Genomic DNA, 17,589 nt, shown 5'->3' on the forward strand with positions numbered 1-17,589 from the left:
TCCCTTCACCTGACTATACGATCACGCCACGCCATCGGCCAGCCGGCGGCGGGCCTCGCACGCGGTGGCGGCCATCCGCTCGGCCTCGGCCGCCAGGCGGGTGCGCCCGGCGCTGGTCAGGGCGAACGTCCGGCGCGCGCGGCCGTCCACGATCTCTTCGCGGTGGACCTCGATCAGGCCGTCGGCGAGCAGCCGATCCAGGGCGCCGTACAGGGCGCCGGTCCGCGGGCTGACCCGGCCGTCGGTGATCAGTTTGACCTCCTGGGCGATCGCATAGCCGTGGCGCGGCTCGTTGGCGAGCGCGGTCAGCAAGAGGAGGGCGAGTTCCTGCAAGCCTCGATCAGTCATGTGAACAGACTATTCCGTCCATGCGACCACCGGTCAGGGGAAAGTTGTATACATAGACCTACGCCCATCCGAAGGAGCAGTTCGATGACCTTCACCACCCGGCCCACCCTGCGCGGGACGTTCGGCATGGTCTCCTCGACGCACTGGCTCGCATCCCAGTCGGCGATGCGGATGCTCGAGCTGGGCGGCAACGCCTTCGACGCCGCCGTCACGGCCGGTTTCGTCCTGCACGTCGTCGAGCCGCATCTCAACGGCCCCGGCGGCGAGGTCCCCGCGATCGTTGCGACCGCCGCCGATCCGACTCCGCGCGTGCTGTGCGGCCAAGGCGTCGCCCCCAAGGCGGCGACCATCGAGCACTACCGAGACCTAGGTCTCGACCTCGTCCCCGGCTCCGGCCCGCTCGCAGCGACCGTCCCGGGCGCGGTCGATGCGTGGTTCCTGCTCCTGCGCGACCACGGCACGCTCCCGCTTCGCGTCGTCCTCGAGCCCGCGATCGACTACGCCCGCAACGGCCACCCGCTCGTCCCCCGCGTCACCGAGACCGTCGCCACCGTCCACGAGCTGTTCGAAACGCATTGGCCGACGTCCGCCGCGCTCTGGCTGCGCGACGGCCGTCCGCCGACGGGCCTGTTCCGCAACCCGGCGTACGCCGAAACGCTCGACCGGCTCATCGCCGCCGGCGAGGCGGTCGGTCCGGATCGGGACGCTCAGATCGAAGCCGCCCGAGCCGCCTGGCGCACCGGGTTCGTCGCCGAGGCGATCGACACGTTCTCCCGGCTTCCGCATCGCGACTCCAGCGGTGCCGACCACGGCGGCCTGATCACCGGCCAGGACATGGCCGACTTCGAGGCGACCTGGGAGGACGCCACGACGTACGACTGGGGCGGTCACACGATCGCCAAAACCGGCCCGTGGGGTCAGGGCCCGGCCTTGCTCCAGTCGCTCGCGATCCTCGCCGAGCTCGGCGACGTCGACCTGAACAGCGCGGACGGCGTCCACACCACCGTCGAAGCGATGAAGCTGGCGTACGCCGACCGGGAGGCCTGGTACGGGGACGGCGCCGACGTCCCGCTCAAGACGCTCCTCTCCCCCGTGTACGCCGCGGCCCGCGCGCGGCTGATCGGCGCCGAAGCGACGTTCGACCTACGCCCCGGCAGCCCCGACGGTCGTACCCCACGCCTGCCATCAGTTGCTACCGGCAACCATCTGATCGACGCGACCATCGGCGAGCCGACCGTCGCGCCCGACGGCCGGACCCGCGGCGACACCTGTCATGTGGACGTCGTCGACCGGTGGGGCAACCTGGTCTCGGCGACCCCCAGCGGCGGCTGGCTCCAGTCGTCGCCGACGATCCCGGAGCTGGGGTTCTGCCTCGGCAGCCGGGCACAGATGTTCTGGCTCGAGGAGGGCCTGCCCGCGTCACTCGCCCCAGGGAAGCGGCCGCGGACGACGCTCACCCCGACTCTAGTCCTGCGTGACGGCCGCCCGGTCCTGGCCTGCGGCTCCCCCGGCGGCGACCACCAGGACCAGTGGCAGCTGCTGTTCCTGCTGCGTCACCTCGGCCAAGGCATGGACCTGCAGGAGGCGATCGACGCGCCCGCCTGGCAGACCAACGGCTTCCCGTCGTCGTTCTACCCACGTGCGAGCGAGCCGGGCAGCATCGTGCTGGAGAGCAGGCTCGGCCCGGCGATCCGCGACGAGCTGGTCCGCCGCGGCCATGTGGTGACCGAGTCCGACCCGTGGAGCCTCGGCCGGCTGTGCGCCGTCCGCCGTGACGCGGACGGCGTCCTGTCCGCTGCGGCGAACCCGCGCGGCATGCAGGGCTACGCCGTGGGCCGCTGACCGAGCGCGGCGCGTGCCGCCGCCTCGACGTGCACCCGCGCGGCCGTGACGGCGGCGTCCGCGTCACCGGCCTCGATCGCGTCCACGAGGCGGATGTGCTCCTCGGAGGAGTGCGGCGCGCGCTGTGCTGCGCCGACCCGGAAGACCCAATGCACGTGGTGGTACATCGAGGACGAGATCGAGCGCAGCCAGCGGTTCCCGCTGACGTCGATCACGGCCCGGTGGAACGCGCTGTTCAGCTCGGCGACCCGGTCGAAGTCCTCCGCTGCGGTGGCGACCCGCGCCTCGGCGCACAGCTGCCGCAGCCGCGCGATGTCATCGGCTCCGGCCCGCTCCGCCGCCAGACCGGCGGCGAGAGTCTCCAGCTGCTCGCGGACGGCGAACAGGTCGCGGACGGCCGTGTCGTCGAGGGTTGCGACGACCGCACCCCGCCGCGGCAGGATCTCGACGAACCCCTCGGCCTCGACCACCCGCAACGCCTCGCGGACCGGGTTCCGGGAGACGCCGAAATCATCGGCCAGCCGGGTCTCGGTCAGCCGCTCGCCCGGCGCGTACTCGCCATCCACGATCCGGCGCCGCAACTCGGCCAGCACCTGCTCCCGCAATGCGATGTGGTCGGCCCCAACCGTCCGGATCGCCTCAACCTGCTGTCCCACCCCGTGCTCCTCTCCCCGTTCCACTCGGCAGAACCGTAGCCGATCCATAGGTTAGGGTGCCGGTTTGAGCATCCGACTGACGCGCCTGGCCGAACCGGACCACCGCGCACACAGCCACCGGCTCGCCTGGCTGGCCTCCGACAGCGGCGGTCACCCGGTCGGCTCCGCGTTCCTGCGAGTGCACCACCGCGAGGCGCTCGCCCAGCCGGGTGACGTCGAGATCAACGTGCACCCGGCCGAGCGCGGACGCGGTATCGGCTCGCTGCTCCTGGACGCCGTCATCGACTCGGCCCGCGAGAACGACGTCCGGACGCTTGTCGCCGATGTGCTCGACGACGCACCGGCGTTCTGGTTCGCCAGGGAGCACGGATTCCAGGTCGCTGTCACGCTGATCTACACCCGGCTCGATCTGGCCCACGCCGTCCTGGAGCCGGCGCCGCTACCGCCCGGCTACCGGCTGGTGTCCTGGACGGGCGTCGTACCGGACGAACTGGCGCAGTCGTTCACCGACGCGCGCACCGGCATGAACGACGCACCGACTGGCGGCCTGGACTTCGGAGCCGACGTCTGGGACTTGGAGCGGACGCGTACGGCCGCTGAGGTGATCGAGCGACGTGGTGAGCACCTGCTGACGACAGCCGCCGTCCAAGGGGACGTCGTGGTCGGCTACACCGAGTTGGTCGTTCCGGGCGACGGAAAGGGCGAGGGGCAGCACTACGGCACCGCTGTCCTCCCCACACACCGCTCGCGCGGCGTCGCGCGGGCCATCAAGACAGAGCAGCTCATGCTCGCCCGCCAGCAGTTCCCGGACTTGTCGGCGACTCTGACCGACACAGTCGACACCAACGTCCCGATGCGGCACCTGAACGCGCTGCTGGGCTTCCTGCCCACCCACACCATGCATCGCTGCACACTGCAGGTGGGCTGACGCGGCTACTGCCCCAGGATCTTCTGGACGGCGGCCGTCGTGATCGGGTGATACCCCGGCCGCGCTTTCGCGAACACCTCCGAGGCGAACGCCCGATCGCTGCCCGCCAGCGCCCGGTACACCGGGAGCACCAGCTTCATCCGGCCGACCTCGGTCAGGAACGCGGCCAGCTCGGCGTACGCCGGCTCGTAACTGCTCGCGGCGACGATCTGGTACCAGCGACGGGCGATCTCGCCGTTCGCCGTACCGGTGAGCGCAAACGCGCGGTCGAGCTGCTGCAGCTGTACCGGGCTGAGCATGTCCGGCGCGGCGTCCAGGAACCGCAGCCACTCCTGCGTCGTCCAGCCGGTCGCGCCCGCGGGCAGCTCACCGGTGGTGAGCCAGCGGCTCCGGGCCTCGTCGACGACCTGGAACCGGGCCGAGACGGCCCGCTCGGCGAACGCCGGGATCCCCGGCTCATCGAGCCAGGCCGACACCTCGTCGTCCTTCACGATGCCCGGGTGCGGCTCGAGCAGGTGCTCGCGGAGGTGACCGACGAAGTCGTCGCTGTTGATACTGCGGAACGCGAACCGGTCGAAGTACCCGCGCAGGAACGGGTCGAAGACCTCGCGGGAGAAGCGCTCCTCCAGCCAGGCCAGGAACCAGGTGCCCTTGAGCGGGCCGAGCGCGGTCGTGCCGTGGTACTCGGAGCGGTGGTTCAGCCCGGGGAGCTCGACGGCCAGCTCGGCCTTGGTCAGCGGGTCCAGCTTCACCACGGTCGCGTGCTGTTTGATCGCGGTCTCCATCACCGCGAACTCGGCACCGTAGACGGCCTCGACGATCCGGTTCTCGACGTACGCCGTGAAACCCTCGTTGAGCCAGATGTCGTCCCAGCTGTCCTGGGTGACGAGGTTGCCGGACCAGCTGTGCGCCAGCTCGTGCGCGATCACGCTGACCAGCGACTTGTCGCCGATCACGACGGTCGGGGTCGCGAACGTCATCCGCGGGTTCTCCATCCCGCCGTACGGGAAGGAGGGCGGCAGCACGAGCAGGTCGTAGCGGCCCCAGCGGTACGGGCCGAAGAGCTCCTCGGTGACCCGCATCATCTCTTCGGTGTCGGCGAACTCGGTCGCCGCCCGCCGCGCCATCGCCGGCTCGGCCCAGACACCGGACCGCTCACCGAGCGGCTCGAACACCAGATCGCCGGCCGCGATGGCCAGCAGGTACGACGGGATCGGCTCAGGCATCACCACGTCGTACGAGCCGGTACGCCGCGACGTCGTACCGTTGTCGGCACTCATCAGAACCATCAGCTCGGGCGGCGCGGTCACATGCGCCGAGTAGCTGAACCGGACGCCGGGGGTGTCCTGCACCGGCACCCAGCTGCGGGCGTGGATCGCCTGGGACTGGCTGAACATGAACGGCATCACGCCGCCGGCCGTCATCGACGGCTCCAGCCACTGCAGCCCGGTCGCGGTCGGCGCCGTCCGGTAGCTGACCCGGACGCGCTCGTTGCGGTTGGTCCGGATCGTCAGCGCCGACCCGAGCTCCTTGTCCGGGACGGCGAGGCTGTACTCCAGCGGCTCCCAGCCGTCGGCGACCTCGCCCTCGACCGCGAGGACGGTGAGGTCGCGGGTGTCCAGTACGAGGCGGTCCCCCGCCCCGGCCCAGTGCAGCGTATGGGTGGCGGCGCCGGACAGCACCTTGGCGGTGAAGTCCAGCGCGAGATCCAGCTCGAGGTGGGTGGTCCGGACCAGGAGTGGTTCGGCGTACGAGTGGCGATCGTGGGTCACGGAGAGCTCCCGAGTGAGTGCGTCCGGGGAACATTACCCACGGGTGCGGAGATTCAGGCGACCGATCTGAGCCACCCGCACCAACGTGCCAAAACGTCGGGTTCAACCCAAGCTACGGCGGGGTGCATTGCAGGAAGCTGCAAAGATCGGAGCAGACTGTGACCATGACGACGCACGGTAGTCCCGAGCTCGTGCTCAAACGGCGGCCGTTCGGGTCGTGGCTGCTCGGACCGGCCGATCAGAGCGTCCGGCTGCTCCGGATCCGGCTCCAGGTGCTGATGACGACGTTCTCGATCGGGACGAACCTGATCGGCGCGGCGGTGGTCTTCGTCCTCGCGGTGTTCGTCCTGCCCGGGCCGCCGTTGTCCGACGAGTTGCAGCGGATCGAGGCGATCGGCGTCCCGGCGTACACGCTGTTCGCCGTGCTGGTGGGCAGCGTGTGGTGCACGCGCTCGACGTTGCGGCGGATCCAGTGGATCAACGAGGATCGGCCGGCGACGCGGCGGGAGCAGATCACCACGCTGCGGCTGCCGTTGCGGCTGACGCTGATCGTGGTCGTGTTGTGGCTGGGCGCGCTGGTCGCGTTCACCGTGGTGACGCTGGTGCTGCAGCCCGAGAACGCCTTGCGGGTCGCGGTGACGATCTTCGACGGAATGATCGTCACGTGCGCGGTCTCATACCTCCTGACCGAATTCGCGCTTCGGCCGGTAGCAGCGCGAGCGCTGGCCGACTCGGCGCCCCCACGCCGCCTGCTGGCCTTCGGCCTCAAAGCGCGGACAGTACTGTTCTGGGCAGCCGGATCGGCGACGCCGATCGCCGGGCTGATGCTGGCCGCGCTCCTCGCGCTGATCGACGGCGACGTCTCCGCGACCCGCCTGTCGGTGATGATCCTTGCCCTCGGCATCGTCGCGCTGGGCAACGGCTGGCTGCTGATCCTGCTCGCGGCCAAGTCGGTGGTCGCGCCGGTCCGCTCGGTTCGGAACGCGCTGACGCTGATCGAGCAGGGTGAGCACGACGTCCGCATCCCGGTCTTCGACGGCACCGAGCTCGGGTCGCTGCAAGCCGGCTTCAACCGGATGGCGGCCGGCCTGCGCGAGCGAGAGCGGATCCGCGACATCTTCGGCCGGTACGTCGGCCCGGACGTCGTCCGCGAGGCCCTCAGCACCGATCGGCTCGGCGGCGAGGAACGCTTCGTCGCGGTCCTGTTCGTCGACCTCGTCGGCTCCACGAAACTGGCGGCCGACCGGCCGCCGGCCGAGGTCGTCCAGTTGCTCAACCGGTTCTTCGCGATCGTCGTCGACGAGGTCGTCCGCGAAGGCGGTTTCGTGAACAAGTTCGCCGGTGACGCCTCGCTGGCCATCTTCGGCGCCCCCGCCGAACTCCCCGATCCCGCCGGCGCCGCCCTCCGCGCCGGCCGCGCCCTCGCCCGTCGCCTCACCGACGAACTCCCCCAGACCGCTGCGGGCATCGGCGTCACCGCAGGCATCGTGGTCGCCGGCACCGTCGGCGACATCCGCCGCCACGAGTACACAGTCATCGGCGACCCAGTCAACGAAGCCGCCCGACTGTCGGAGCTGGCCAAGTCCACACCGGACCGCCTGGTCGCCTCGATGACCACGGTCGACGAAGCCGGCCCAGCCGAGTCCGCCTACTGGCACCCCGGCGACCTGGTGACTGTCAGAGGCCGCTCGGAGCCGACTCAGCTGGCGGTGCCTTCTCCTGAATAAGTTGGTGCAGCAGACCGGCGCCGTGCAGCATCGCCTTGGTCAGGCGATCGTGCGCGGCCCGGCGTTCAGCGACCGCGGCCCGGAGGGCTTCGGTACTCCCGGTTTGCCGGAGTCCTTCGAGAACAGGACGAATTTGATCGAAGGAGTACCGGCCCTGCCGGAGCATGTGGATGATGCGAGCGTCGCGAATCTGCTCGGGTTCATACCGCCGGTACTTGCTGACACGCTCCCGAGTCGGCGCAAGCAAGCCGGCCGCCTCCCAAACCCGAAGAGCCGAGGTACGGACGCCGAGCCGGTGAGCCAACTCACCGACCAAGAGCGCCGGGCCGCTCGGGATCGGCTCGTCCTGGAACTCGGCCGCGGCCGCGCCTAACGCTTCGCTGGCCGCGTCGGTCGCCAGGCGCTGTTCGTAGAGGTTCGCGTGGGCCTGATCGATCAGCCGATAGGCGCGCGCCTCGTCACCCGCGTGAACAAATTGCATGAGGTATCGCGCGATCTCGGCACCAAACCCGGGCGCGAGCGCTCGGTACGTCAACAGGGCCGCAAGGTGTTCCTCGCCGTACTGGCGATAACCACTCTCGCTGCGCGGCGCGGGCGGCAGGATGCCATCCGCCTCGTAGTTGCGGACGAGCTGGGTCGAGATCCCGGCACGTCGCGCCAAATCGACCGGGCGCAGACCCATGACTATCGCCCGCCGGAGACGTCCATCGTCGTACCGGTCATATACGACGACCGATCGGAGGCGAGAAACGCAATCAGCTCCGCAACCTCCTCAGGCTTGCCCGGCCGACCGAGCGGCGGCGTCCCGCCGAGCCGATCCAGCCGCCCTGGTTCGTGGATCTCGGTCTCGATCAGCCCAGGCCGGACGCCGAGCACCCGAATCCCCTCCTTGGCGACCTCATTGGCCAGACCAACCGTGAGCGCATCGACCGCAGCTTTGCTGGCGGCGTAGTCGACGTACTCACCGGCCGACCCGAGCACCGCGGCGCGCGACGAAACGTTGACGATCACCCCACCGCCGTGACCGTACTTCGTGGACATCCGCCGAACGGCGGCGCCGGCAACCAAGAAAGCGCTGACCGCATTGACCCGGAAGACCTTGTCGATCCTGGACGCGTCGTACTCGTCAACACGACCCGACGGCGACACGACGCCGGCATTGTTGATCACGGCCCCGATCGGGCCGAGCCCTTCGGTGACCGCGTCGAAGAGCCGCTCGACGTCGCCGGCCTCGACCACATCAGCCTGGACGGCGAGCGCACGCCGACCCAGCGCCGTACAGGCGTCGACGACCTGGGCGGCGTCGTTTTCGCGCGCGAGGTATCCGACGCCGACGTCCCAGCCATCCTTGGCGAGCGCGATCGACGCGGCGGCGCCGATCCCGCGACTGCCACCGGTCACCAGGACGACACCACGCGACTCCGTCATGCCCATACCTTAGGAGGCAGGCGGGCTCGCGGGGGCAGGTGGGATCGAGACGGCCAGCTGGGTCTCCGCGTCCCGGAACCCGAGCGCCCGGTAGAGCCGGATCGCCAGGTACTCCGGGTCGGCGACCATCACCAGCGTCTTCGCGCCGCCCTCGCCCAGCCCGTACGTCGACGCCCGGTGGACCAGCGTGCTCGCGATGCCCTGGTTGCGATCGTTCGGATGGGTCTGCACGTTTTGGAAACGGGCCAACCCTTGCCCGTCGAAGACCAGCCCGAGTGAGGCCTGCAACCGACCGCCGTCGAACGCGCCGAACCACTTGCCGTGACCGGTCTCCACCAGCTGTCGCTCGTTGGCTATCTTCAATCGCGCGTACTCGCGGTATCCGTCGTCCACGGTCATCGTCGCCGCGGCCAGAGTTAGCTCGAGCACCTGCTCCCAGTCATCGCCCTCGACGAACCGGTACGTCGACGTCGTGTTCGGCCGCGCCGGTGCCACCACGCTCTCAGTCGCCATCACCACGCTGGGCTCCACCTGCGCCCCCGCCGCTGTGAGCTCATCGCGCGCCCCGACGATCCCGTCGGTCGTGTCGATGCCGAGAGCAACGTGCTGCGCTTCCGGAAATTCTCGCGCGAAGTCACGCAGCCGGGAGTCCAGGTCACCGGGGGCGAACGCCGTCCGGTAGATCAGGTAGTTGCCCCACCAGAATGTCGGGTTGGCGGGCGTACGCACGACCAGGTATTGCCCTGCGTCCGTCACCACGCTTCCGCCGAGCGTCAGCAACAGCACGTCCGTCCGATATCCCAAGCTCCGAAGTTCCACCCGTCCATCCTCCACTGGGCGTCAACGGGTTTGGGGTGGCGGATGGTGGCGTGCTTCGGCAGGGCCGGCCGGTTGGGCCGCTCAGAAGGGCGGCGGGTCCGGCAGGAGGTAGGCCGGTGGGTCCGACGTCGGCCACTGTGGTGCGGATGGTTCGGAGTACGCGGGCACGGGACCGCGGGCGGGTGGGACGGTGGTGTAGCGGTGACCGGTCGGAGTCGCCAGGGTGACGGATCCGTCGGGATGGTTGGTGGTGGCCCAACCCCATTGCGGGGTGTCCTTGATGACGTGGTGGTACTCGCAGAAGGGCGCGAGGCCGGCCAGGCTGGTCCGTCCGGAGACGGCGAAGGGTGTGCCGTGATCGCGGTCGCATTCGCGAGACGCGCGATTGCATCCGGGCCAGGCGCAGACTGGGTGCCTGGCCAGGAGCGTTTCGCTGACCAGCGCGCCCGGGTCGTGCCGGGTGGTCGATGCTTCGAGGACCGTGCCGTTCATGGGGTCGGTCAGGAGTCGGCGCCAGGTGCCGTCGGCTGCGATCCGCCGACCGAGGTCTGCTGGGATCGGGCCGTAGCCGGACAGGTCGCAGGGGTCGTCGTCCAGCCCGAGCAGAGTGCTTGCTGGGATCACGACCTCGATGTGTGGTCTGCGACGGTGCTTGTCGGGTAACCGGCGTCCGAGCCAGTCGAGGCTGTTCGACAGGATCTGGCCGAACAGGTCCGCGACGACATCCGCGCGGCGCTGCTCTGCGGTCCGCTTCTCCGGCGGCTCCTCAGTGGCAGGCGCATCCTTGGCGGTCGGAGCCGTGGGGTGGGTCTTGTCTCGCTTGGCGAGGTCGGACATGGCTTGGACGGCAACCCACATCTGCTGGATCTTGTCGGCGGTGTGGACGACCCAGAGGCCGGCCATGCCATCGGCGAGCGGGACGATCTTGCAGGTGCGTTCCTGTGCAGCGGCGCGGTGGCTGTCGGCCTCGGTCACGGAGGCACGCTTGGCTACCTGGCCGCGGAGGGACTTGCGCAGGTTGGCGTGGGTTTGGCGCGCGGCTCGGCGCAGGACGTGGGACTCGACGGCTTGGGCGTCCTCATTGGACAGGCCTTGGGTGCTTTCGGAGATCGCCAGGGCCTTTGACCAGGTCAGCGCTCCGGTACGGACCGCTGTGAAGGTTGCGGCCAGCGGGCCGGTGACACGCAGCGCGGTCTCCATGTGGCGAACTGAGGTGTTGGTCGACAGGTGCAGGGCGGCGCCGACCTCGGCGGCCCAGGAGCGCTCCGGATCGACTGGCCGGCCGGAAGAATCGACGACGACGGGGCGCGGCGACTCGGCGGCTTGGGCTTTGCGCTGGCGATAGAACGAGGCCATCCCGGCAGCCTTCATCGCTGCGGCCCAGCTGGCCAGGCGCTCGGCGGCCTTCATGAACTCGATCAGGGCCATCGGGGAGAGATCCTGCGGACGCACGCTCTCCAGGGCCGCGGCCAGCTCGCCACCCGGCGGCAGGAAGACCCAGGGCGGCGCCTCGCGGCGGAGCATCTCGCGCTCCGCATCGTCCTGCTCGACGCCGTCCCACAGTGCCCATTCCAGCTCGTCGACCTTGGATGGCTGTGGGAGGTCGTCGTACAGATCGCTCTCGTCGAGGAACCTCGCCTCCTCGGGGTCGGCGAGGAGGTACAGGTCGAACAGGTCGTCGGGGATGGCGACGTCGTCCGGCCAGGACTGCGGGACGACGTACTCATCAGGTGAGCAGCCGTTCTCCGGATAGTCCAGGGTCGAGGTCATGCCTCATATTAGAACAGTTGTTCGAGTGTGCAAAATCCGGCGGCCCCGACACGCCGACGGGTTCAGGGACGTTTGTGTAGGAGCATCGGCAGGACCGCGGCGGCGCCGGCTTCGCGGAGTTTGGCGGCGGCGACGGTGACGGGCCATTGCGAGGAGCTTGCGTCGACGAGGAGCAGGACCGTCCGGGCGGTGATCGCCTGGGCGGTCTCGGGGTTGATGGTGAGGCCGTCGCGCCAGACTCGGGCTTCTTCTGCGGAGGAGAGGTCGTCGGTGAAGGCGGAGCGGTCGACTGGGATGGTGGCGTGGTCGAGGCGGCCTACGGAGGCGATGTGGGCAGCTACGGCGGTGAGGACTTCGGCGTGGCCGGCGGCCGGCAGGGGGATGATGATCTCGGGGCGGCTGGACCACGTCGTACGCCAGCGGGACAGGGCTGCGACGGCGGCTGACTGGAGGGCTTCGAGGGACTCCGGCGCGGGGGTTGCGCCGGAGAAGGCGTCGGCGAGGACTTCACGCCATTCGGGGGCGTCGGCGTAGATGAGACTGCGGCCGGGCTCGGCCATCAGGCCGGGCGGGATCTTGCCCTTGGCGCCGAACGCGCCGCCGGGCCACATCTTGCGCGGCTCCAGGGTGTGCACCTCGCCGCGGAGCAGGCGGGTGATCGCCGCTCGGGTGTCCGGCGAAGGGGCGGCGGTGAGCGGCTCGGGTAGGGCGCCCAGGCAGACGGAGCAGCGACCGCACGGCTCGGCGGACGGGTCGTCGAGGGACTCCTGGAGCAGTTGCATCAGGCAACTTTCACCGCGGGTGTACGCGCGCATGATGTCAGCCTCGCGGCGGCGGACGGCGACGATCCCGTCGTAGTGCGCGGCGTCGAACGTCCAGTCCTTCCCTGTGCGGATCCAGCCGCGCTCGACCCGCTCGACCGCGCCGTCGACCGACAGCTGCTTGAGCATCAACTCGACGCGCGTTCGGCGGAGGCCGGTCTCGGCCTCCAGGGCCGGGGCGGTGGCGGGCTGGTCCGGACCGTAGCCGTCGAGGGCGCGGAGCAGGCGGTTCACGTTCTCCGGGACCGGGATGGTCGCCGTGGCGAAGTAGTCCCAGATGCCGGAGTCGGCGTCCGAGGGGAGTAGGGCCACGACGGCGTGATCGATGCCGCGGCCGGCGCGCCCGACCTGCTGGTAGTAGGACACCGGGGAGGGCGGTGAGCCGACGTGGACGACGAAGCCGAGGTCGGGTTTGTCGTACCCCATGCCTAGCGCGGACGTCGCGATCAGGGCCTTCAGCCGGTTCTCCCGCAGGGCGTCCTCGAGGCTCTCGCGCTCCCCCGCCTCCAGGCCGCCCGTGTACGCCGCGACTGGCACGTCGCGGCCGTGGATCTCCTGGATGGTGGCGGCCAGCCGCTGCGCGTCGGCGACGGTCAGTGTGTAGACGATGCCTGAACCGGGCAGCTGCGGCAGGTGATCGACCACCCAGGCGAATCGGTCGAGCGGCGACAACGCGTTGACCACGGCCAGCTGCAGACTCGATCGGGCCAGCGGGCCCCGCAGTACGAGCGTCGACTCGCCGAGCTGACGGGCGACGTCATCGGTGACGCGCGCGTTGGCCGTGGCGGTCGTGGCGAGCACCGGGGTCTTCGGGTTGAGCGTCTGGAGGACGTCGGAGACGCGGCGGTAGTCGGGCCGGAAGTCGTGGCCCCAGTCGGAGACCGCATGCGCCTCGTCGATCACCAGCAGCCCGACCTGACCGGCCAGGCCGTCGAGCACGCGGCGTCCGAAACCCGGGTTCGCCAGTCGCTCTGGCGAGACGAGTAGGACGTCGATCGCGCCCGAGCGCAGGTCGTGTTCGATACTCGACCAGTCGTCGACGTTGTTCGAGTTCAAGGTCGCCGCGCGGAGGCCGGCCCGCCCGGCCGCGCCGACCTGGTCGCGCATCAGCGACAGCAGCGGCGAGACCACGAGCGTCGGCCCGGCGCCTTCGGCGCGACGGATCGCCGTCGCGGCCCAGTAGACGGCCGACTTGCCCCAGCCGGTCGCTTGGACGACGAGCACCCGCGCGGCCGCCTCGCACAGGGCCGCGACCGCGGTCTCCTGATCGGCCCGCAACCGCGCGCTCTCCCCCGCGATCGCCTGGATCACGCCGCCCGCGATCCCCGCGCGAGCTTCGGTCAGAGTCAAGGTGCTGTCAGCCATGCACCGACCCTAGACGCCGCCACCCCCAGCGCGCAGGTCGCCACCGCCGACCTGTGGATAACTCCAGCGACTACGCGGTTGCACCCTGGTCGGCGCATTGACCTGGATGGCAGGGTTCGCCGTCCGGGGTGACGAGTCGTTGCGGGCCGGGGCCTTTCGCGCCCAGCGCGTCGTACGGGTTTGCGAGCACACATCGGTCGAGTGACAGGCAGCCGCAGCCGACGCAGTCCTTGAAGTCGTCGCGGAGCTGTTCGAGGTGCAGGATGCGGCGGTCGAGCTCGGCTTGCCAGCACTCCGAGATGCGCTCCCAGTCCTGCCGGGTCGGCGTCCGGTTCTCCGGCAGGAGGGCGAGGATGGCGGCGACTTCGGCGAGTGGGATGCCGACGCGCTGGGCGATCCGGATCATCGCGACCCGGCGGAGGGTGTCGCGTTTGTAGCGACGCTGGTTGCCGCCGGTGCGCCGGCTGATGATCAGGTTCTGTCTTTCGTAAAAGTGCAGCGCCGAGATCGCCACCCCGCTGCGCTGTGCCAGCTGACCGACTGTCAGCTCACCCGGCTCGATGTCCACGGCTCCGCCCTCCAACCTCAACTTAGATCGAGGCTAGCGGACGGCGGTGCCGCTGGGTTAGTTCGCCGGCATCAGGCTGCGTCCGATGCGACGAGGCGACGTCCGATACTCGCCGACATCAGCGCGGCCGCGGCGCAGAGGCCGCCTGCCAGGTACCAGGCGAGGTTGTAACTGCCCTGGACGTCGCGGATGGCACCTGCGCCGGTGGCGGCCAGGGCCGCGCCGATCTGGTGTGAGGCGAAGACCCAACCGAAGACGATCGGTCCGTCCAGCCCGAACCACTCGCGGCACAGGGCGACCGTCGGCGGGACTGTCGCGACCCAGTCGAGGCCGTAGAAAATGATGAAGACCCAGATGCTCGGTTGGGCCGACGGGCCGAGCAGTGACGGGAGGACCAGCAGAGAGAGCCCGCGGAGTGAGTAGTAGGCGATGAGCAGGTAGCGCGGATCCCAGCGGTCGGTCAGCCAGCCGGAGATGATCGTTCCGCCGACGTCGAATACTCCGACGAGCGCGAGGAGCGAGGCGGCGGTGGTGACCGGCATGCCGTGGTCGTGGGCTGCGGTCACGAAGTGGGTGCCGATGAGGCCGTTGGTGGACGCGCCGCAGATTGCGAACCCGCCTGCCAGCATCCAGAACGCTGGACGCCGAGCCGCCGTTCGTAGCGCGTTCAGCGCTCGGAGCGCGCTGCTTCCGGTCGCTTCGACGCGCTGTCCGGCGAGGCTGCCCTCCGGGGCGCCGTACGCGCGCAGTCCGACATCGCTCGGGTAATCACGCAGAAAAATCAACACGAGTGGGACGACGGCCAGCGCGGAACCGGCCGCGACCAGCGCGGGGACACGCCAGCCGTGGTTGGCGGCCAGGGTGGCGATCAGTGGCAGGAAGATCAGCTGGCCGGTCGCGCCGGCCGCGGTGAGTATGCCGGTGACCAGGCCGCGGCGTTCGACGAACCAGCGACCGGTGATGGTGGCGACGAAGGTCATCGACATCGAGCCGGTTCCGATGCCGACCAGGAGGCCCCAAGTCAGCAGCAGCTGCCAGGACGCCGTCATGAAGACGGTCAGCCCACTGCCGAGCGCGATCAGCACCAGCGCGCCGCTGACCACGCGGCGGAGGCCGAGCCGGTCCATCAGTGCGGCGGCGAACGGTGAGATCAGGCCGTAGAGGAGGAGGTTGATGGAGACCGCGGCTGAGATGGTCGCGTGCGACCAGCCGAACTCGTCGTGCAGCGGATCTAGCAGCACTCCGGGCACGGACCGGAAGCCGGCCGCCCCGATCAACGTCACGAACCCCACGGCGGCGACGGCCCAGGCCAAGTGCACCCGGGACGCCTTCTGGCCAAGTATCTGTGTCACCGGACCACTTTGCGGTCGATCGCCGCACAGAACCAGTGGCCGGATTGCCATCATGTGTCAAGATGTGGCCATGCCTAGTCGTGCTGCGTCCGTCGGCGGTCCGCATCGGGTCGCCGTTCTGGTCCTGGAGCCGGCCGTCGGTTTCGACCTGACGATTCCCTCGACGGTGCTTGGCGCCGCGACGCGGGCCGACGGTACGCCGCTGTACAACGTCCAGATCTGCGGGATCGATCGGTCGCCGGTCCGGGTCAGTCATGGGTTCAGCTTGGTCCCGGACTACGGGGCCGAGGTGCTCGCCGAGGCGGACACCGTCATCGTCCCGGGGACGTACATCCCGCGGCCGCGCAGCGAAGGGACGTTGCCGCAGGCGGTGACCGACGCGCTGGCGACCATCCGGCCGGGGACGCGGATCGCCTCGATCTGCACTGGTGCTTTCGTCCTCGCGGCCGCGGGCTATCTGGACGGGCGGCCCGCGACGACGCATTGGAAGCGTGCCGACCTGTTCCGCGGCATCTACCCACAGGTCGATCTGCAGGAGGAGCGTCTGTTTATTGACGACGGTGACATTGTCACGTCGGCCGGTCTCGCTGCGGGCGTCGATCTGTGCCTGCATCTGATCCGCCGGGACTTCGGCAGTGAGATCGCCAACCAGGCCGCTCGGGCCTGCATCGTGCCACCGTGGCGGGACGGCGGTCAGTCGCAGTTCATCGAGCACCGCATCCCGGAGGAGGGCAGTGACGGGACCGCACCGACCCGGGCGTGGGCGTTGCAGCACCTGGCCGAGGAGCTGAGCCTGCAGTGCCTCGCAGAGCACGCCCGGATGAGCGTGCGGACGTTCAGTCGCCGGTTCAAGGCTGAGACCGGCCAGTCCCCCGGTACCTGGCTGCTGCAGCAGCGGGTGCGGCATGCGTGCCATCTGCTGGAGACGACCGACCTGTCCGTCGACCGGGTCGCGGAGGCGGCTGGGCTGGGGACGGCGGCGTCCCTGCGGCACCATCTGCGTTCGGAGCTCGGCGTCTCGCCGCTGGCATACCGCAAGACGTTTCGCGCCAGTTAGCGCACGGCTAGAGCACGATCAGCTCGTGCGGGCGCTGGTTCATCGACTCCACGCCGTCCGCGGTGACAACGACGATGTCCTCGATGCGGGCGCCCCAGCGACCGGTCTGGTAGATGCCTGGCTCGATGCTGAACGCCATCCCCGGTTCCAGGGTCAGTGCGTTGCCGGCCACGATGTACGGCTCTTCGTGCACGTCGAGTCCGATGCCGTGACCGGTGCGGTGAATGAAGTACGCGCCGAACCCCGCGTCCGCGATAACGTCCCGGGCGGCCGCGTCGATGGACTCCGCTGTTACACCGGGCCGGACGGCGGCCACTGCGGTCTGCTGCGCTTCCTGGAGGACGGCGTACGTCGTGGCGACGTCGGGGTCGCGTGGTGTGCCAACCGCGTACGTGCGGGTGGAGTCTGAGCAGTAGCCCTCGGGGACCGGTCCGCCGATGTCGACGACCACTACGTCACCTGACTCGATCACGCGGTCGGACAGCGCATGGTGTGGGCTGGCGCCGTTCGGGCCGCTGGCGACGATGACGAAGTCAGCCAGCACATGTCCCTCGTCGACGATCGCGGCCGCGATGTCGGCACCCACTGCGGCCTCCGTCCGGCCTGGGCGCAGCCATTCGTGGACGCGGGCATGCACGCGGTCGATTGCGGCGCCGGCCTTGCGGAGCGCGTCGATCTCGGCGGCGTCCTTGCGCATGCGCAGTTCGCGGACGATCGGACCGGCCAGGACTTGCTCAGCCTTCGGCAGCGCCTCCCGCAGTCCGAGTACGTGTAGTGCGGGGGTGAAGTCGCTGACGGCGACCTGCGCGGCTGGGCCGACCCGTGCGGCGGCCAGCGCGTACGCGTCGTCGCCGTCCACCCAGGTCACGACGTCTACACCCAGCTCGTCCAGCGCGACTCCGGCGAAGCCGGGCGCTTCCATCTTCGGTACGACGAGTGCCGGCGCGCCCTCGGCCGGAATGACCAGCGTGGTCAGCCGCTCGAACGAACCGCCGCCGATGCCGATCAGGTACCGCAGGTCGGAGCCGGGCGCGATCAGCAGCCCAGTACCGCCGGCTGCGGCGCGGGCGCGCTCCAACCGGGCTCGCAGGACAGCTGTGTCAGGGATCAGCCCAAGCGGCGCACGACTCGACATA

The 17,589-nt window shown here is 69.9% G+C and carries 15 protein-coding genes; 4 read left to right on the plus strand and 11 right to left on the minus strand.

The features are described 5' to 3' along the window. Positions 1 to 21: 21 nt before the first annotated feature. Complete coding sequence (locus ACZ6ZD_RS29365) at positions 22 to 348, minus strand: PadR family transcriptional regulator (RefSeq protein ID WP_465677157.1); 327 nt, start codon at positions 346 to 348, stop codon at positions 22 to 24. A gap of 84 nt (positions 349 to 432) precedes the next feature. Here ACZ6ZD_RS29365 and ACZ6ZD_RS29370 point away from each other — a divergent pair, with 84 nt between their 5' ends. Next, positions 433 to 2,190: a gamma-glutamyltransferase family protein gene (locus ACZ6ZD_RS29370; protein WP_465677158.1), complete on the plus strand. Its 1,758-nt coding sequence runs from the start codon at positions 433 to 435 to the stop codon at positions 2,188 to 2,190. Here the strand turns inward: ACZ6ZD_RS29370 and ACZ6ZD_RS29375 are convergent. After that, complete coding sequence (locus ACZ6ZD_RS29375) at positions 2,172 to 2,846, minus strand: GntR family transcriptional regulator (RefSeq protein WP_465677159.1); 675 nt, start codon at positions 2,844 to 2,846, stop codon at positions 2,172 to 2,174. The two genes, ACZ6ZD_RS29370 and ACZ6ZD_RS29375, sit on opposite strands and share 19 nt — an antisense overlap. A gap of 64 nt (positions 2,847 to 2,910) precedes the next feature. Between ACZ6ZD_RS29375 and ACZ6ZD_RS29380 the strand changes: the two genes are divergently transcribed. Then, positions 2,911 to 3,774 (plus strand): GNAT family N-acetyltransferase, encoded by an 864-nt coding sequence (locus ACZ6ZD_RS29380; protein ID WP_465677160.1) that lies wholly within the window; start codon positions 2,911 to 2,913, stop codon positions 3,772 to 3,774. A gap of 5 nt (positions 3,775 to 3,779) precedes the next feature. On the opposite strand, the gene ACZ6ZD_RS29385 is transcribed toward ACZ6ZD_RS29380, so the two are convergent. Next, positions 3,780 to 5,546, minus strand: coding sequence for a M1 family metallopeptidase (locus tag ACZ6ZD_RS29385; RefSeq protein WP_465677161.1), 1,767 nt, complete (start codon positions 5,544 to 5,546; stop codon positions 3,780 to 3,782). 164 nt (positions 5,547 to 5,710) lie between these two features. Here ACZ6ZD_RS29385 and ACZ6ZD_RS29390 point away from each other — a divergent pair, with 164 nt between their 5' ends. Further along, positions 5,711 to 7,273 carry an adenylate/guanylate cyclase domain-containing protein gene (locus ACZ6ZD_RS29390; RefSeq protein WP_465677162.1) on the plus strand — a complete coding sequence of 521 codons (1,563 nt, stop codon included), beginning with the start codon at positions 5,711 to 5,713 and terminating at the stop codon, positions 7,271 to 7,273. Here ACZ6ZD_RS29390 and ACZ6ZD_RS29395 read toward each other — a convergent pair. The 7 genes from ACZ6ZD_RS29395 to ACZ6ZD_RS29425 form a co-directional block, all read right to left on the minus strand. Continuing rightward, positions 7,224 to 7,955: a MerR family transcriptional regulator gene (locus ACZ6ZD_RS29395; RefSeq protein WP_465677163.1), complete on the minus strand. Its 732-nt coding sequence runs from the start codon at positions 7,953 to 7,955 to the stop codon at positions 7,224 to 7,226. The two genes, ACZ6ZD_RS29390 and ACZ6ZD_RS29395, sit on opposite strands and share 50 nt — an antisense overlap. Before the next feature lie 2 nt (positions 7,956 to 7,957). After that, positions 7,958 to 8,701: an SDR family oxidoreductase gene (locus ACZ6ZD_RS29400; protein WP_465677164.1), complete on the minus strand. Its 744-nt coding sequence runs from the start codon at positions 8,699 to 8,701 to the stop codon at positions 7,958 to 7,960. 9 nt (positions 8,702 to 8,710) lie between these two features. Further along, positions 8,711 to 9,520, minus strand: a complete 810-nt coding sequence (locus ACZ6ZD_RS29405; RefSeq protein WP_465677165.1) for a GNAT family N-acetyltransferase — start codon at positions 9,518 to 9,520, stop codon at positions 8,711 to 8,713. 81 nt (positions 9,521 to 9,601) lie between these two features. Beyond that, positions 9,602 to 11,290, minus strand: coding sequence for an HNH endonuclease signature motif containing protein (locus ACZ6ZD_RS29410; RefSeq protein ID WP_465677166.1), 1,689 nt, complete (start codon positions 11,288 to 11,290; stop codon positions 9,602 to 9,604). A 62-nt stretch (positions 11,291 to 11,352) separates the two neighbouring features. Beyond that, positions 11,353 to 13,476: a RecQ family ATP-dependent DNA helicase gene (locus ACZ6ZD_RS29415; RefSeq protein ID WP_465677167.1), complete on the minus strand. Its 2,124-nt coding sequence runs from the start codon at positions 13,474 to 13,476 to the stop codon at positions 11,353 to 11,355. Positions 13,477 to 13,546: 70 nt separating this feature from the next. Beyond that, the gene (gene soxR, locus ACZ6ZD_RS29420; protein WP_465677168.1) at positions 13,547 to 14,044 is read right to left on the minus strand and encodes a redox-sensitive transcriptional activator SoxR; all 498 of its coding nucleotides are present in this window, start codon (positions 14,042 to 14,044) and stop codon (positions 13,547 to 13,549) included. Between the two features lie 71 nt (positions 14,045 to 14,115). Further along, positions 14,116 to 15,396 (minus strand): MFS transporter, encoded by a 1,281-nt coding sequence (locus ACZ6ZD_RS29425; RefSeq protein ID WP_465677169.1) that lies wholly within the window; start codon positions 15,394 to 15,396, stop codon positions 14,116 to 14,118. A gap of 70 nt (positions 15,397 to 15,466) precedes the next feature. On the opposite strand from ACZ6ZD_RS29425, the gene ACZ6ZD_RS29430 reads away from it, so the two are divergent. Further along, positions 15,467 to 16,453, plus strand: a complete 987-nt coding sequence (locus tag ACZ6ZD_RS29430; protein ID WP_465677170.1) for a GlxA family transcriptional regulator — start codon at positions 15,467 to 15,469, stop codon at positions 16,451 to 16,453. Positions 16,454 to 16,460: 7 nt separating this feature from the next. Here the strand turns inward: ACZ6ZD_RS29430 and ACZ6ZD_RS29435 are convergent, their stop codons facing one another. Further along, positions 16,461 to 17,588 (minus strand): M24 family metallopeptidase, encoded by a 1,128-nt coding sequence (locus tag ACZ6ZD_RS29435; RefSeq protein WP_465677171.1) that lies wholly within the window; start codon positions 17,586 to 17,588, stop codon positions 16,461 to 16,463. Between the last annotated feature and the right edge of the window lies 1 nt (position 17,589).

The sequence above is a fragment of the Kribbella sp. NPDC104218 genome, from assembly GCF_055584105.1.

Excerpts from the sequence above, each read along its gene's own strand:
- ACZ6ZD_RS29365 (WP_465677157.1), bottom strand. The coding sequence starts at position 348 with ATGACTGATCGAGGCTTGCAGGAACTCGCCCTCCTCTTGCTGACCGCG.
- ACZ6ZD_RS29370 (WP_465677158.1), top strand. The coding sequence starts at position 433 with ATGACCTTCACCACCCGGCCCACCCTGCGCGGGACGTTCGGCATGGTC.
- ACZ6ZD_RS29390 (WP_465677162.1), top strand. The coding sequence starts at position 5,711 with ATGACGACGCACGGTAGTCCCGAGCTCGTGCTCAAACGGCGGCCGTTC.
- ACZ6ZD_RS29395 (WP_465677163.1), bottom strand. The coding sequence starts at position 7,955 with ATGGGTCTGCGCCCGGTCGATTTGGCGCGACGTGCCGGGATCTCGACC.
- ACZ6ZD_RS29400 (WP_465677164.1), bottom strand. The coding sequence starts at position 8,701 with ATGACGGAGTCGCGTGGTGTCGTCCTGGTGACCGGTGGCAGTCGCGGG.
- ACZ6ZD_RS29410 (WP_465677166.1), bottom strand. The coding sequence starts at position 11,290 with ATGACCTCGACCCTGGACTATCCGGAGAACGGCTGCTCACCTGATGAG.
- ACZ6ZD_RS29415 (WP_465677167.1), bottom strand. The coding sequence starts at position 13,476 with ATGGCTGACAGCACCTTGACTCTGACCGAAGCTCGCGCGGGGATCGCG.
- ACZ6ZD_RS29430 (WP_465677170.1), top strand. The coding sequence starts at position 15,467 with ATGCCTAGTCGTGCTGCGTCCGTCGGCGGTCCGCATCGGGTCGCCGTT.
- ACZ6ZD_RS29435 (WP_465677171.1), bottom strand. The coding sequence starts at position 17,588 with ATGTCGAGTCGTGCGCCGCTTGGGCTGATCCCTGACACAGCTGTCCTG.